General features: G+C 59.9%; 15 protein-coding genes. 3 read left to right on the top strand and 12 right to left on the bottom strand.

Annotation, left to right across the window (positions count from 1 at the left end):
- Positions 1–27: 27 nt before the first annotated feature.
- Positions 28–963 (bottom strand): LysR family transcriptional regulator, encoded by a 936-nt coding sequence (locus RTX96_RS08650; RefSeq protein ID WP_312670731.1) that lies wholly within the window; start codon positions 961–963, stop codon positions 28–30.
- On the opposite strand from RTX96_RS08650, the gene RTX96_RS08645 reads away from it, so the two are divergent.
- The gene (locus tag RTX96_RS08645) at positions 845–2,284 is read left to right on the top strand and encodes an MFS transporter (RefSeq protein ID WP_409418561.1); all 1,440 of its coding nucleotides are present in this window, start codon (positions 845–847) and stop codon (positions 2,282–2,284) included. The genes RTX96_RS08650 and RTX96_RS08645 overlap by 119 nt on opposite strands.
- An 80-nt stretch (positions 2,285–2,364) precedes the next feature.
- Here the strand turns inward: RTX96_RS08645 and flgL are convergent, their stop codons facing one another.
- From flgL to flgB, 11 genes are all read right to left on the bottom strand, one after another.
- On the bottom strand, positions 2,365–3,318 hold the full coding sequence (gene flgL / locus RTX96_RS08640) for a flagellar hook-associated protein FlgL (protein ID WP_103821268.1): 954 nt from the start codon (positions 3,316–3,318) through the stop codon (positions 2,365–2,367).
- 14 nt (positions 3,319–3,332) lie between these two features.
- Positions 3,333–4,985, bottom strand: a complete 1,653-nt coding sequence (flgK, locus tag RTX96_RS08635; RefSeq protein WP_103821227.1) for a flagellar hook-associated protein FlgK — start codon at positions 4,983–4,985, stop codon at positions 3,333–3,335.
- A 75-nt stretch (positions 4,986–5,060) separates the two neighbouring features.
- Positions 5,061–6,017: a flagellar assembly peptidoglycan hydrolase FlgJ gene (flgJ, locus tag RTX96_RS08630; RefSeq protein ID WP_312670729.1), complete on the bottom strand. Its 957-nt coding sequence runs from the start codon at positions 6,015–6,017 to the stop codon at positions 5,061–5,063.
- Positions 6,017–7,114 carry a flagellar basal body P-ring protein FlgI gene (locus RTX96_RS08625; RefSeq protein ID WP_103821229.1) on the bottom strand — a complete coding sequence of 366 codons (1,098 nt, stop codon included), beginning with the start codon at positions 7,112–7,114 and terminating at the stop codon, positions 6,017–6,019. The genes flgJ and RTX96_RS08625 overlap by 1 nt, the downstream gene beginning before the upstream one ends.
- An 11-nt stretch (positions 7,115–7,125) precedes the next feature.
- Complete coding sequence (gene flgH / locus RTX96_RS08620; RefSeq protein ID WP_103821230.1) at positions 7,126–7,824, bottom strand: flagellar basal body L-ring protein FlgH; 699 nt, start codon at positions 7,822–7,824, stop codon at positions 7,126–7,128.
- Positions 7,825–7,884: 60 nt separating this feature from the next.
- Complete coding sequence (gene flgG, locus RTX96_RS08615; protein ID WP_268108376.1) at positions 7,885–8,667, bottom strand: flagellar basal-body rod protein FlgG; 783 nt, start codon at positions 8,665–8,667, stop codon at positions 7,885–7,887.
- A 13-nt stretch (positions 8,668–8,680) separates the two neighbouring features.
- The gene (locus RTX96_RS08610) at positions 8,681–9,436 is read right to left on the bottom strand and encodes a flagellar basal body rod protein FlgF (RefSeq protein ID WP_103821232.1); all 756 of its coding nucleotides are present in this window, start codon (positions 9,434–9,436) and stop codon (positions 8,681–8,683) included.
- A 20-nt stretch (positions 9,437–9,456) separates the two neighbouring features.
- On the bottom strand, positions 9,457–10,662 hold the full coding sequence (gene flgE / locus RTX96_RS08605) for a flagellar hook protein FlgE (RefSeq protein ID WP_312670728.1): 1,206 nt from the start codon (positions 10,660–10,662) through the stop codon (positions 9,457–9,459).
- A 26-nt stretch (positions 10,663–10,688) separates the two neighbouring features.
- Positions 10,689–11,363: a flagellar hook assembly protein FlgD gene (gene flgD / locus RTX96_RS08600; RefSeq protein WP_103821234.1), complete on the bottom strand. Its 675-nt coding sequence runs from the start codon at positions 11,361–11,363 to the stop codon at positions 10,689–10,691.
- An 11-nt stretch (positions 11,364–11,374) separates the two neighbouring features.
- Complete coding sequence (gene flgC, locus RTX96_RS08595; protein ID WP_103821235.1) at positions 11,375–11,779, bottom strand: flagellar basal body rod protein FlgC; 405 nt, start codon at positions 11,777–11,779, stop codon at positions 11,375–11,377.
- A 3-nt stretch (positions 11,780–11,782) separates the two neighbouring features.
- Positions 11,783–12,199, bottom strand: coding sequence for a flagellar basal body rod protein FlgB (flgB, locus tag RTX96_RS08590; RefSeq protein WP_103821236.1), 417 nt, complete (start codon positions 12,197–12,199; stop codon positions 11,783–11,785).
- 173 nt (positions 12,200–12,372) lie between these two features.
- Between flgB and flgA the strand changes: the two genes are divergently transcribed.
- Both flgA and flgM read left to right on the top strand, forming a co-directional pair.
- Entirely contained in the window at positions 12,373–13,032 is a 660-nt protein-coding gene (flgA, locus tag RTX96_RS08585; protein ID WP_103821237.1) for a flagellar basal body P-ring formation chaperone FlgA, read from the top strand.
- 93 nt (positions 13,033–13,125) lie between these two features.
- Positions 13,126–13,419, top strand: a complete 294-nt coding sequence (gene flgM, locus RTX96_RS08580) for a flagellar biosynthesis anti-sigma factor FlgM (RefSeq protein ID WP_103821238.1) — start codon at positions 13,126–13,128, stop codon at positions 13,417–13,419.
- Position 13,420 lies beyond the last annotated feature (1 nt).

Here is a 13,420-nt window from a genome sequence, read left to right as displayed (position 1 = left end):
ACAAGCCGACCTCCGGGTCGGCTTTTTTTATGCCTCGCTGGCGGGCAGGCGCATACCGGTGATGCCGGGTACCGCCTCGCGCATCATTTGCAAAAAGGCTCGCAGGCGGGCTGGATAGTAACGCGCCCACGGGTAAACCAGATGCACCGGCAGCGGGGCGGGCTCCCAGTCGGGCAGCAGATTGACCAGCCTGCCCTCACGCAGATCTTCCGCCACCGCCCAGCTTGAGATGATCACCGCGCCTAATCCTTGCAGGGCCGTACTGCGCGCAACATAGAGGCTGTCGGTATAGAGCCGTGGGGCGATGGTCACCTGCTCAACCTCCCCGGCGGTATGTGTCAGGCTGATGCTGTGCTGATAGAAGGTACTGAGCGCTACCCACGGCAGCGCCGCCAGCTGCTGCGGCCCGGTCACGGCAGGGTAATCAGCCAGCAGCGCAGGCGCAATCACGACGCTGCGTGGCACCTCCGCCAACAGCACCGACACCGTACTCGGATCGATCTCCGCGCCGACGCGAATAGCGCAGTCGATGTTAGCGCTTAGAAAATCGACGTTTTTATCGTTCAGCATCCACTCCACCGAGAGCTGCGGATGCTGACTCAGAAAGCGGGTCAGCGGCGCGAGCAGTTGCTCCTGGCCGAAGGCGTGCGGGGCGCGCACCCGCAGGGTGCCGACCGGCTCATCTCCGGCGTGGCTCACCTCATCCTCAAGGGTGGACCAGGCCGCGAGCAGCCGCCTGGCATGCTGATAGCAGCGCTCGCCGTCGTCGGTTAGCTTCATGGCGTGGGTCGTGCGCAGGATCAGCTTCACCCCCAACAGGGTCTCCAGCGACTGGAGACGACGGCTGACCGTGGCCTGGGTCGTCTCTAACAGTCTGGCCGCCGCCGACAGGGAGCCGCTCTCAACGATGCGTACAAAGGTGTGCATCAGGTCAACCCTGTCTATACGTTCTGTTCGCTTCATTTTATTTTTACCTATACGTTTCGCGTATAGCTCTTTTACCACTGGACCGGCTACCGCGTCACGCCATCTTCAGCAAAAATGTCCTCACACCATCTTTGAGGACATGATTATGAACCGCCAGGCATCACCCTTTGACGTACCGCGCTGGATTATCTTTATCCTGGCGATGGGAGCCGGATTCAGCGTTGCCGCCATCTATTATGCTCAGCCACTGCTGCCGCTGATGGGTCGCGATCTCCATCTAACCGTTAACGGCATGGGGCTTGTGCCAACGCTGACCCAGGCGGGTTACGCACTGGGCATTCTGTTCCTGCTGCCGCTGGGGGACCGCTACGATCGCCGAATGCTGATCCTGGTAAAATGTGCCGCGCTGGCCCTCTTCCTGCTGGCCTGTAGCCTGACCAGTCATCTCAATACGCTGCTGGCGGTAAGCCTGCTGCTGGGGATGGCCGCCACGATGGCGCAGGATATCGTGCCGGCTGCGGCGATCCTTGCCCCGGAAGGCAAACAGGGAAAAACCGTCGGCACCGTGATGACAGGCCTGCTGCTGGGGATCCTGCTCTCCCGGACGGTGAGCGGCTTCGTGGGTGCGGCCTTTGGCTGGCGGGTGATGTACCAGCTGGCAGCGGCGAGCATAGCGTTTATCGGCGTCGTGATGTGGGCCGTACTGCCGCGCTTTGCTACGCACTCTAACCTCAGCTATCCGGCGCTGATGCGCTCTGTAGCCCAGCTGTGGGGGCGCTACCCTGCCCTGCGCCGCGCCGCGCTGGCGCAGGGTTTTCTCTCGGTGGCCTTTAGCGCCTTCTGGTCTACCCTGGCGGTGATGCTGCTGGATCGTTTTCACCTTGGCAGCGCGGTAGCGGGCACCTTCGGCATTGCCGGGGCGGCAGGTGCGCTGGCTGCTCCGCTGGCCGGTGGACTGGCCGACCGGGTCGGCGCGGCGAAAGTTACCCAGCTGGGTGCAGCACTGGTAACCCTCTCCTTTGCCCTGATGTTTGCCCTGCCGCTGCTCTCTACCCAGCTGCAGCTGGTGGTGATTGCGATTGCGGCGGTGGGTTTCGATCTTGGATTGCAGTCGAGCCTGGTTGCACACCAAAACCTGGTGTACAGCCTGGAGCCGCAGGCACGAGGCCGTCTCAACGCCCTGCTGTTTACCGTTGTGTTTATCGGCATGGCGGCTGGCTCTGCCCTCGGCAGTAAAATCTACACGCTGGCAGGCTGGCCTGGCGTCGTGGCCCTGGCAACGGTCTCAGGTATTATTGCCCTGGCCATCCGCCTGACATCGGGTACGCGTCGCGCAGCGGTAGCAAACGTGGGATAAAAAAAAGCCGCCCCGGTCAATGAGGGCGGCCTGCAAAGAGAGCTCATACCTGTCCACTCAACCGGACAGGTTTTCTTTTTTTAGGAATTAATCTGGAACAGCGACATGCCCTGCATATCGGAAAACGCTTTATAGGATGCCTGTAGCGCCGCCTGCTGCATGGTGTAGGAGGAGATAGCCGCATTCCAGTCAACGTCAACCAGATCGCTCATCTGCTGGGTCTGGCCCAGAGCGCGATCGGTACCCAGCGCGTCGAGGTTATCCAGCTCGTTAAGCTGGGTCCCGACTTCCGCACGCACGGTCAGGACGTTGTTAAGGGCATTACGCAGGCCGCGGTTGGTTTTATCCATGACTTCTTGCGCCTTAGTCTGGGCTGTTTCATCCCCGCTTACCGGCGTTTTCAGCGAAGCAATCGCCGAATCGAGCATGGCAAACAGGTTGGTTTCTGGCGCGGTGCCGTCCGGCTCGGGCACCGCGTTGCTGGTCACGCTGTCAAAAACCTGGGTGCCGGTGTGGGCAATGACCATAGTCCGCGCCGCGTCTACCTGTTGGGTAATAGGCTGCGCGCCGCCGCCATACTGACCGGTAGTCTGATCGAACGGTGCGCTTTCAGTTTTGTAGCCGCCAAAAATATAGCGACCGTTACCGTCGGTGCTATTGGCAAGGTTCATGATCTGATCGCGAATACCCTGCAGATCGGTTGCCAGCGAGGCGCGGTCATCATCGCTCAAGGAGCCGTTGCCGCTGTTGATCACTTTGGACTGCGCGGACTGGATCGCAGTCGAGACCTGATCCAGAATGCTGTCTTCCAGCGACACTTTCTGAGTGGCGAAGGTACGAGCCAGCTGATACTGGCTGTTCTGTGTCTGAGCCTGGGAGAGCACCACCGCCTGCGAGGCGGCGATAGGATCATCGGAGGCACGGTTTACGCGCTTGCCGGTAGACATCTGCTCGCCATAGCTTAGCCACTTGCTCTGCGAACTGGTGACACCACGCATGTTTTGTTCATACATCATCTGAGTGCTAACGCGCATCATTAACCTCTTGCTTAGCGGATGTTCAGTAACGCATCAAACAGCGAGCTTGCCGTCTGTAAGACCTGTGCGTTTGCGAGATAATATTGCTGGTAACGCTGCAGGTTACCGTACTCTTCGTCGAGGTTAACCCCGGAGATAGACTGCTGCTGGTTGCTCAGCTGGGTCACCACGTTATCCTGGGTGGTGCTGCTGCTCTTCAGCGTGGCCGTGGTGCTGCCCACGGTACTGACCAGCGCGGCATAGGCATCGTTGAAGCTCTTGTTGCCGCCGACGCTCTTGCTTTTCTGCAGATCCAGCAGCGCCTGGCCGTTGACGTTATCACTGTCGCCGCTGGTGGCCGATGCCGCCATAGCGATTTTCGACTCGTCCTTAAACGCCAGATCCATATTGACGATGGCATTCGCCGTCGGCTTGATAATAAAGCTGTCGTTATTGCCCGCACCGTTGGTAGCGCTGATGCTTACCTTCAGGCCGTCAAAGTTCAGGCTGCCGTCGTTCGCATCCGGCGTAGCGGTAAACGAGGTATTATCTGACAGACGAGTCACCTGCCATTTCGATCCGTCGTAAACCACTTTATAGTCGGTCGCCTGGACTTTGCTGCTATCACTTACCGTGGTGGTCAGCGCCGCATCGCCGGTGTTGCGCGCGTTGCTCAGCGTAGAAGGCGAACCAATGGTAAAGAAGTCGCCGCCCTGGTCACCGTTGGCATCATAGCCTTTAGCATGCTGAGCATTGAAGGCATCGGCAAAGGAGAGCGCCAGCTGGCCCAGCGAGTTACGGGTCTGGTCGAGGTTCTGGCTGCGGAAGGTCAGCAGCCCGCCGAGGGAGCCGCTGTTGAGCAGCTTCTCTGGGATCTCAACGTTGCCTGCGGTGGCATCAACGTAGGCAACGGTGGTACGGGACGGATCCGCGCTGGACGGTACGGCAGCCAGCTGGCGGGAAGCGCTGCCCTGAACCAGGGTATAGCCATTCGCCATGCTGATGTTATAGGTGCCGCCGTCCTGGACGCTTACTTCCACGCCCACTATCTTGTTAAGTTCGCTTACCAGCTGATCGCGCTGATCCAGCAGATTGTTTGGCGAGGCGCCAGCGCCTACCCCGGTCAGACGGGAGATCTGATCGTTGAGATTGGCAATCTGGGTGGTGTAATTGTTGATCTGATCCACGCTGGAGGAGATAGACAGGTTAACCTGCTTATCCTGATCGCGCAGATACTGATCGGTTACCTTGAACTGGTTTACCAGCCCATCGGCTTTGCCCAGCAGCGTCTGGCGAGAGGCCGGATCCTCGGCATTGCTCACCAGCGTTTGCAGGCTAGTAAAGAAGTCCTGCATGGTGGTGGCCAGGGTATTCGTCGAGCCAGAGAGCATGTCGTCAATTTTAGACATCTGCTCGTAGCGCGTTGTCAGGCCGCTGCTCTGGGTCTGCGCGGCGCGCAGCTGATTGGTGATGAAGGCATCATATTCGCGTTGGACGCCGGTGACGTTCACCCCGTTACCTACCCAACCGCCTGCACCCAGCGTACTGTTTGCCTGTGCCAGCACCGTCGTCTGACGGGTATAGCCCGCGACGTTATAACTGGAGATGTTATTACTGACGGTATTCAGCGCGGCCTGGGCTGCACTCAGCCCGCTCATGGCGCTGTTAATCAAGCTACTGGACATGGAGATTCCTTATACACTTTTAGACATAAGTCCTGCTAACGATTATCGGCAGCGCCAGGCTGAACTTGATAGCTGTCAGAACAGATTTTCAATATCGTTGCTGTAGGCTTTACTGACCTTATCGCTAAGGGATTTCAGCTGCTGGATCATGCTGGTGAGCTTGCGAGCATAGTTCGGATCGGTAGCGTAGCCCGCGCTCTGCAACGCCTGCGCCCCCTGCTCGGCGGTTGCCGCGGTGGTAACGGCGGCATAGCGCGGGTTACGCGACAGCAGGCCAACGTAGTCCGACAGCGCCTCCAGATAGGAGCCATAGACGCGGAACTTCGCCTTTACCTTTTTGGCTTCACCGTTCTCATATTCGGTGGTGGTGATCTCGGTGGTAGGCCCCTTCCAGCTGCTGCTGGCCTTGACGCCAAACAGGTTAAAGCTCGGCTCACCGTTTTCGCGCTTGATCTGCCGCTGCCCCCAGCCGGACTCCAGCGCTGCCTGGGCGAGGATCAGGTGGTGCGGCACCCCGCTCTGCTCGCTGGCCAGCCGCGCCGGCAGCGAGAGCTGGGCAAGGAACTCTTTGCTGTCGCCAGAGAGCGCAGCATCGTTGCCTCCACCGTCGGGCGTTTTCGGCATCGCCTTGCGCACCATCTGGGTCAGGGCCTGGTTTTGATAACTGGTCACCGTTTCCAGCGGGAACTTCATCGGCACCTGCGAAGGTGCCTCTGTCGGTTCGCTCTGGCCACCGGACATCTGCTTCACCATCATCTCCGCCAGCCCCAGCCCCTTGCCTGCGGTCATCTGCTGGGCAATCTGCTGGTCATACATGCTGGTATACATGCGGGTGGAGTCGCTGCTGAACAGGCCGTCTTTTGGCAGGGCTTCACGCATGCTTTTCAGCATCATCTGCACGAACATCCCTTCCACCTGGCGGGCCACCGGACGCAGGTTAGCCTGCGGATCCTGCCCGGCCTGGGTTTTCAGTTCATTCAGCGATTGCGCATCCCATGCCGCGCTCGCCATCATCCGGCTGTCGGTTAGCATTAGATAATTTCCAGTTTCGCGCGCAGGCAGCCTGCGCTCTGCATTGACTGAAGGATCGACATCAGATCGATCGGCGTCGCGCCCAGCGCGTTCAGCGCCCGGACAACGTTGTTCAGGTTGGCGCTGGAGCGGACGCTCTGCAACGAACCGCCGCTCTGGCGCAGGTCGATCTGCGTCTGCGGGGTGACCACGGTCTCGCCGCCGCCGAACGGCGTATCCGGCTGGCTGACGTTGGCCTGGCGGTTTACCGTCACTGAGAGGTTACCCTGGGCCACCGCACAGCTGTCCAGCGTCACTTCGCGGTTCATGACCACCGAGCCGGTACGGGAGTTGATCACCACCTTCGCATCCTGCGGCGTCACGCCCACTTCCATATTCTGGATATCGGCAAGGAAACGCACCTGCGAGCTGTTGCCGCTCGGCACGCGGATCTGGATGGTACGCGCATCCAGCGCCGTGGCGCTGCCGTAGCCGCGAGAGCGGTTGATGGTGTCGGTGATCTGCTGTGCGAGGGTGAAATCTTCCTGATTCAGCTGCAGGTTGATGGTGTTGCCGGAGCCGAACTGGGTCGGCAGCTCACGCTCGACTACCGCGCCGCCGGTGATGCGGCCGCCGTTAAGCTGGTTAACCTGCACGCTGCTGCCACCGGCCGCTGCGCCCGCGCCGCCGACCAGCACGTTACCCTGTGCCAGGGCATAGACCTGGTTATCAACCCCTTTTAGCGGGGTCATCAGCAGCGTACCGCCGCGCAGGCTCTTGGCGTTACCCATTGAGGAGACCACCACGTCGATGGTCTGTCCCTGGCGGGCAAAGGCCGGGAACTGCGCGGTTACCATTACCGCCGCCACGTTCTTGAGCTGCATGTTGGTCCCGGCGGGGACGGTGATCCCCATCTGGGAGAGCATGTTGTTCAGGCTCTGGGTGGTAAACGGCGTCTGGGTGGTCTGGTCGCCCGTACCGTCCAGGCCGACAACCAGCCCGTAGCCAATCAGTGAGTTCTGTCGTACGCCCTGTACGCTGGTGAGGTCGCGGATGCGCTCGGCCTGGGCAATGGTTGCTACCAGCACCAGCGCGATCCCTGCCAGATATTTAAACATTGGTCACCCCGTTACATCGGCGAGAGGTTAAGGAAGAAACGCTGCAGCCAGCCCATATTCTGCGCTTCGTTGATATAGCCGTTGCCGACATATTCGATGCGCGCGTCCGCCACCTGGGTGGACGGAACGGAGTTGCTGCCGCTGATGGTGCGTGGGTTCACGACACCGGAGAAGCGGATGAACTCAGTGCCCTGGTTGATGGCGATCTGTTTTTCACCCACGACGTGTAAGTTGCCGTTGGCCAATACCTGGTCAACCGTGACGGTCAGCGTTCCGCTGAAGGTGTTGCTGGCGTTGGCCCCACCCTTACCGTTAAAGCTGTTGCCACCGGAGGCATCGACATCCGCACGGGCGTTGCCAAACAGGCCTTCTAAGTAGCGCGGCGTGGTATCGACGCCGAAGTTGGTTTTGCCGTCGCGGCTGGCGTTCGCCGAGGAGCTTTTACTGGCGCTGACGTTCTCTTGCAGCACGATGGTCAGCGTATCGCCTACGTTACGCGGTCTGCGATCCTCAAACAGCGGTTGATAGCCGTAGTTAATCGGCTGGGCAGTCTGGAAAATGGAGCCGTTGACAATGGGCTGCGGGCCTGGCGTCGGCTGCGCGGTGGTTGCGCCCTGCACCAGCGGCGTCGAGGGGATCCAGGCACACCCGTTAAGGGTGAGTGCCACCAAAGCCATAAGCGGATAACGAAACGCGGCGGATTTATGCATTGCTTTCATCTTCGAAATCAGGGGCCCGGCGCGGCGATTACTACCGCGCCGGAGCGCGCCTTAGAGTTGCGTCAGTTTTTGCAGCATCTGATCGGTGGTCGATACGGCTTTACTGTTAATTTCGTAAGCGCGCTGAACCTGGATCATATTCACCAGCTCTTCAGCGACGTTCACGTTAGAGGTCTCTACATACCCCTGGTAGAGCAGCCCCGCACCGTTCAGGCCGGGCGTCGTATCGTTCGGCGCGCCGGAGGACTGGGTTTCGGTGTAGAGGTTCTCACCAATGCTTTCCAGACCGGTATCGTTCATAAAGGTGGTCAGGTTGAGCTGTCCTACCTGTACCGGCGCGGCCTGGCCCTGCTGGGTCACGCTCACTACGCCGTCACGGCCAATGGTGATGCTCAGGGAGTTCGCCGGAATGGTAATGGCTGGCTGCACCTGGAAGCCGCCCGCCGTCACCAGCTGGCCGTTCTGATCCACCTGGAAAGAGCCGTCGCGGGTATAGGCTGAGGTACCGTCCGGCAGCATCACCTGGAAGAAGCCCTGGCCTTTGATCGCCACGTCTTTGCTGTTGTTGGTCTGGGAGAGGTTACCCTGGCTGTGCAGGCGCTCGGTGGCCACCGGACGGACGCCGGTACCAATCTGCAGGCCTGACGGCAGCGTAGTCTGCTCTGAAGACTGGGCGCCGGGCTGGCGAACGGTCTGGTAGAGCAGATCTTCAAAGACCGCGCGCTGACGCTTGAAACCATTGGTGCTGACGTTCGCCAGGTTGTTGGCGATGACGTCCATATTGGTTTGCTGGGCGTCGAGGCCGGTCTTGGCAATCCATAAGGAGTTAATCATAAATAGTCCTGTATTAGCTCATCGACAGCAGTGAGTTAGCACGCTGCTCATTTTCATCAACGCTGCTGATGACCTTCATCTGCATCTCAAAGCGACGCGCGCTGGCGATCATATCGGTCATCGCTGCAACCGGCTTCACGTTGCTCCCCTCCAGCACGCCCGACATCACGCGGATGGTGGGATCGGCCTGCAGGGTGGCGCCACGGGTCGCCTGGGCGGCCTGGCTGAGACGGAACATGCCGTCATCGCCGCGTACCACTTCGGCTCCGGTCGCCTTGACCAGCTTCAGCTTGCCAATAGGCGACACCGTATTAGGCGGATCCCCTGGGGTCAGCGCCGAGATGGTGCCGTCGGCCGCAATGGTGATCTCCGCCCCTTCCGGCACGGCAATCGGACCCGCATCGCCCATTACCGGGTTGCCCTGGATGGTCAGCTGACCCGCCGGACTCACCTGCATGTTACCGTTGCGGGTATAGCCCTCGGTGCCGTCCGGGGTTTGCACCGCCAGCCAGCCGTCCTGTTGCAGGGCAACGTCCAGCGGGCGGGAGGTGTAATCCATCTGGCCTGGGGTCATATCCGCGCCAGGAGTAGACGCGGTCACCAGCGTGCGCGTGGGCAGCGACAGACCCTCTACCGGCACGGCGCGCAGCGCGTTGAGCTGCGCACGGAAGCCCGGCGTAGAAGCGTTCGCGAGGTTGCTGGCCGTAACCGCCTGCTGGTTGAGCGTCTGGCTGGCCGCGCCCATCGCGGTATATATTGCGTGATCCATGAAGCCGTCCCGTCAGGCGCTTAGCGCAGGTTAACCAGGGTGTTGAGGATCTGGTCCTGGGTTTTGATGGTCTGCGCGTTTGACTGATAGTTACGCTGCGCGACGATCATATTGACCAGCTCTTTACTCAGATCGGTGTTGGATGCTTCCAGCGCGCCGTTGGTCAGGGTGCCGAAGTTACCGGTGCCTGCGGTGCCCAGCAGCGCCACGCCGGAGGACTGGGTCGCCGTCCAGACGTTGTCGCCTTCAGAGGCCAGGCCTTCGTTGTTAGCGAAGTTAGCCAGCACGATCTGGCCCAGCAGCTGGGTCTGCTCGTTAGAGTAGTTACCCACGACGGTGCCGTCGTCGTTGATCTGGTAGCTCACCAGGTCACCCGGCTTGTAGCCGTTCTGGCTGGTCGCCACGATGTTGTTCGCGCCGGTGTTCTGCTGCATGGAGTTAAGGAAGCTCAGGCTAAAGGTCGCCGGGGTCGCGCCCGGGATCGTTGCCGTCGTCACGCTGGCGGTGCCGCCGGAGGTCAGCGCGCCGGTGTTGCTGAAGCCCAGGGTAGTAGAGAGCGTCGCGGCGCTGTTGGCCACGCTGCTGTCCTGGGTGTAGACATTCCAGGTGTTGCTTGTCCCGCTCTTCACGAAGAAGACGTTCATGTCGTGAGAGTTACCCTGGCTATCGAAAACGGTAACCGAGCCTTTTTTGTTGTAGCTGTCGGCGTTGGTCGGATCGAAGGCCAGAGTCGGCGCAGCATCGGTGGAGTTCAGGTTGATCTGCATCGCCGCAGTGTCGGTGGTTTTCGCCGCCATCAAGGTGTTCGGAATGGAGATCGCCGTCGGGTTTGCGCCCTGCTGGATGGTCGGCGGGGTGCCGGTGGCCGGGAAGCCGGTCAGCTGCAGGCCCTGCATGTTTACGATGTTGCGGTTTTCGTCCAGCTTGAACTGACCGTTGCGGCTGTAGAACACCGAGCCGTTGCTGTCGACCAGGCGGAAGAAGCCGCTCTGGCTGATGGCGACGTCCAGGCCGCGACCGGTGTTGGTGGTCGTGCCGTCGGTGAAGTCCTGGGTAATACCCGCAACCTTCACGCCGAGACCGACTTTAGAACCGGCAAACATATCGGCGAAGGACGCGGTGCCAGATTTAAAGCCATAGGTGGCGGAGTTGGCGATGTTGTTACCAATGACATCGAGGTTGGTGGCCGCAGCATTCAGGCCGCTGACCGCTTGTGAGAAGGCCATGACTTACTCCTGATAAGTGTTAAGGCTTATATAATCTGCCGTACTTCGTCGAGGGTGGTGGTACCGTAGGTACCCAAATCTAAGGTGTTACCGGTGCTGCCTTTGGTAATGCCCTGCACCAGCGCAAACTGCAGCGGCTGGGCCACCAGCTGGGTGGAGCCGCTGCTGGCACCGATCGATACGCTGTACGAGCCGTCCGGAGCAGCAGTGCCGTCGGTCATCTTGCCGTCCCAGCTAAAGGTGTGAACGCCTGCGCTCAGCGCGCCAATATCAATGGTGCGTACCACCTGACCATTTTTATCCGTAACGGTCGCGGTGACTTTATCCGCCGCCTGGGTCAGCTCAACGCCAAACGGGGTGGTGCTCTCGCTGCCCGCCAGCACGGTAGTGCCCGGGATCATCACCCCGTGGCCGATCAGCGTGCTCGCCTGCAGCGACTGGCTGTTGTCAATCTGGCCGGAGATGGCGCCCAGCGTCGTGTTGAGCTTCTCAATGCCGCTGACGGTATTGATCTGCGCCAGCTGGGTGGTCAGCTCGTTGTTCTCCATCGGATTGGTGGGATCCTGGTTTTTGAGCTGTGCCACCAGCAGCGTCAGGAAGCTGCTCTGCAGATCCGTTGCGCTACTGCCGGAGGTCGCGCTGGTAGCTGTCGATGTGGCGGTAGTGCTGGTAGTGTCGTTGAGATTTACAGCGATAGACATGCGACTCTCCTTTATGAGCCAAGCGTGAGCGTTTTCAGCATCATGCTCTTCACGGTGTTAAGTACTTCAACGTTTGCCTGGTAGCTGCGCGAGGCGGACATGGAGTTAACCATCTCGCCAACGACGTCCACGTTGGGCATCCGCACGTAGCCTTTGGCATCGGCAAGCGGATTGCCTGGCTCAAAGACCAGCTTGTCCGGCGCCTGGCTCTCGATGACGTTGGCGACCTTAACGCCGCCGGTAGCCGCGCCTGGCGCCGCGTTCACCTGGAACACCACCTGCTTGGCACGGTAGGGCTGGCCGTCGGGACCGGTGACGCTGTCGGCGTTCGCCAGGTTACTGGCCGCCACGTTCAGCCGCTGTGACTGAGCGGTCAGCGCCGATCCGGCGATATCAAAAATGTTCAGTAAAGCCATCTATTAATTCCCCCCCTGCAGCACGCTCATCATGCCTTTAATCTGTCCACCCAGAACGCTCAGCCCGGTCTGGTATTGCAGGCTGTTATCGGCAAACTGGGTACGCTCCCGGTCCATATCGACGGTGTTACCGTCCAGCGATGGCTGATCGGGAATGCGATAGAGCAGTTCAGTAGAGGGTGCGGCGATGGTCTGGGCAGGAATATGGCGGGCAGAGGTCAGCGCCAGCGATACTCCGCTGGTTTCGGCCCGGCCGCGCTCCATCACTTTTTTAAGTTCGCTGGCAAAATCCATATCGCGCGCCTGATACCCCGGGGTATCAGCGTTAGCAATGTTGGCGGCCAGAACTTCCTGGCGCTGGGCGCGCAGGTTTAATGCTTCTTGCTGAAATCGTAGCGCGGCATCGAGTTTATCGAGCATGTCTCCCCCGCTGATGACGTTACGCTGATGAGAAAATGACAGATGACAGCTTAAAGGGCAGAGGGCACGCCTTATCGTTGGAATAAACGCAAAATGCGTCGCTATTTATTGCGTTGATAGATCTGCACGAGGGGTAAAATCCCCTCACTCTCTCATCCAGGCAGGAGTTAGCCATGCACAGTGTGAAAAGCGTATGCGGCGCAATATTGCTGTTCGTCAGTCCACTGGCTGCGGCGCAGGATCTCACCGCCCAGCTGACCACCTTTTTTGCTCAACGGCTGGCGGGCTTTAGCGATGAGGTCGCCGTTACGGTGCGTACCCCGGCCAATCTGCTGCCTGCCTGTGAACAACCGGCGCTGAGCGTCGCGGGTAGCGCAAAGCTGTGGGGCAACGTTAACGTGCTGGCCCAGTGTGCGAATGAGAAACGCTATTTACAGGTCACGGTAGAGGCGACCGGCAACTATGTTGTCGCAGCCCAGGCGATTACGCGTGGCAGCACGCTGGAGCCGGGCAGCGTTACCCTGAAACGTGGCCGTCTGGATCGGCTCCCGCCGCGCACCATGCTGGATATTAATCAGGCCCAGGATGCGGTCAGCCTGCGCGATCTCGCGCCGGGCCAGGCGATTCAGCTCTCGATGCTGCGCCAGTCGTGGCGGGTCAAAGCGGGACAGCGAGTACAGGTGATCGCCAGCGGCGACGGCTTTAGCGTAAACGGTGAAGGCCAGGCGCTGAACAACGCCTCGGTGGCGCAAAACGCCCGCGTGCGCATGGCGTCGGGTCAGGTGGTGAGCGGAACGGTGGCGCCTGATGGGAATATTCTTATTAATCTGTAATCTTTTTAAAGATTTTGCGGCCCTTGCCGATAATTAAGCAATATATGATGATGGCAGGCCTTAACGCCGCGAACCCTCGATGAGGACAACACTATGAGCATTGATCGTACATCGCCTTTAAAGTCGGTTAGCACTGTCCAGCCGCGCGAAACTCACGACACTCAGACTCCAAAAACGCGTCTGGAAAAATCCGCTACGGCGAACAGCACCAGCGTCACCATCAGCAATGCGCAGACCAAGCTGACCCAGGCAGGCAGTGACGACATTAATATGGAGCGCGTTGAAGCACTGAAAACCGCGATCCGCAACGGCGAGCTGAAGATGGATACCGGCAAAATTGCCGACGCCCTGATTAGCGAAGCGCAGAGTTTCCTACAGAGTAAGTGAG

Source organism: Pseudescherichia sp. (genome assembly GCF_032052675.1).
Lineage (GTDB): Bacteria > Pseudomonadota > Gammaproteobacteria > Enterobacterales > Enterobacteriaceae > Pseudescherichia.
This window is presented reverse-complemented; position numbering and strand designations above follow the sequence as displayed.

What these genes read in the sequence shown, in the direction of transcription:
- flgJ (WP_312670729.1), bottom strand. Translation starts at nt 6,017, where the DNA reads ATGCTAACCGACAGCCGGATGATGGCGAGCGCGGCATGGGATGCGCAA.
- flgM (WP_103821238.1), top strand. Translation starts at nt 13,126, where the DNA reads ATGAGCATTGATCGTACATCGCCTTTAAAGTCGGTTAGCACTGTCCAG.
- flgE (WP_312670728.1), bottom strand. Translation starts at nt 10,662, where the DNA reads ATGGCCTTCTCACAAGCGGTCAGCGGCCTGAATGCTGCGGCCACCAAC.
- flgD (WP_103821234.1), bottom strand. Translation starts at nt 11,363, where the DNA reads ATGTCTATCGCTGTAAATCTCAACGACACTACCAGCACTACCGCCACA.
- flgH (WP_103821230.1), bottom strand. Translation starts at nt 7,824, where the DNA reads ATGCATAAATCCGCCGCGTTTCGTTATCCGCTTATGGCTTTGGTGGCA.
- flgB (WP_103821236.1), bottom strand. Translation starts at nt 12,199, where the DNA reads ATGCTCGATAAACTCGATGCCGCGCTACGATTTCAGCAAGAAGCATTA.
- RTX96_RS08625 (WP_103821229.1), bottom strand. Translation starts at nt 7,114, where the DNA reads ATGTTTAAATATCTGGCAGGGATCGCGCTGGTGCTGGTAGCAACCATT.
- RTX96_RS08610 (WP_103821232.1), bottom strand. Translation starts at nt 9,436, where the DNA reads ATGGATCACGCAATATATACCGCGATGGGCGCGGCCAGCCAGACGCTC.
- flgK (WP_103821227.1), bottom strand. Translation starts at nt 4,985, where the DNA reads ATGTCCAGTAGCTTGATTAACAGCGCCATGAGCGGGCTGAGTGCAGCC.
- flgG (WP_268108376.1), bottom strand. Translation starts at nt 8,667, where the DNA reads ATGATTAACTCCTTATGGATTGCCAAGACCGGCCTCGACGCCCAGCAA.
- RTX96_RS08650 (WP_312670731.1), bottom strand. Translation starts at nt 963, where the DNA reads ATGAAGCGAACAGAACGTATAGACAGGGTTGACCTGATGCACACCTTT.
- flgC (WP_103821235.1), bottom strand. Translation starts at nt 11,779, where the DNA reads ATGGCTTTACTGAACATTTTTGATATCGCCGGATCGGCGCTGACCGCT.
- flgL (WP_103821268.1), bottom strand. Translation starts at nt 3,318, where the DNA reads ATGCGCGTTAGCACTCAGATGATGTATGAACAAAACATGCGTGGTGTC.
- flgA (WP_103821237.1), top strand. Translation starts at nt 12,373, where the DNA reads ATGCACAGTGTGAAAAGCGTATGCGGCGCAATATTGCTGTTCGTCAGT.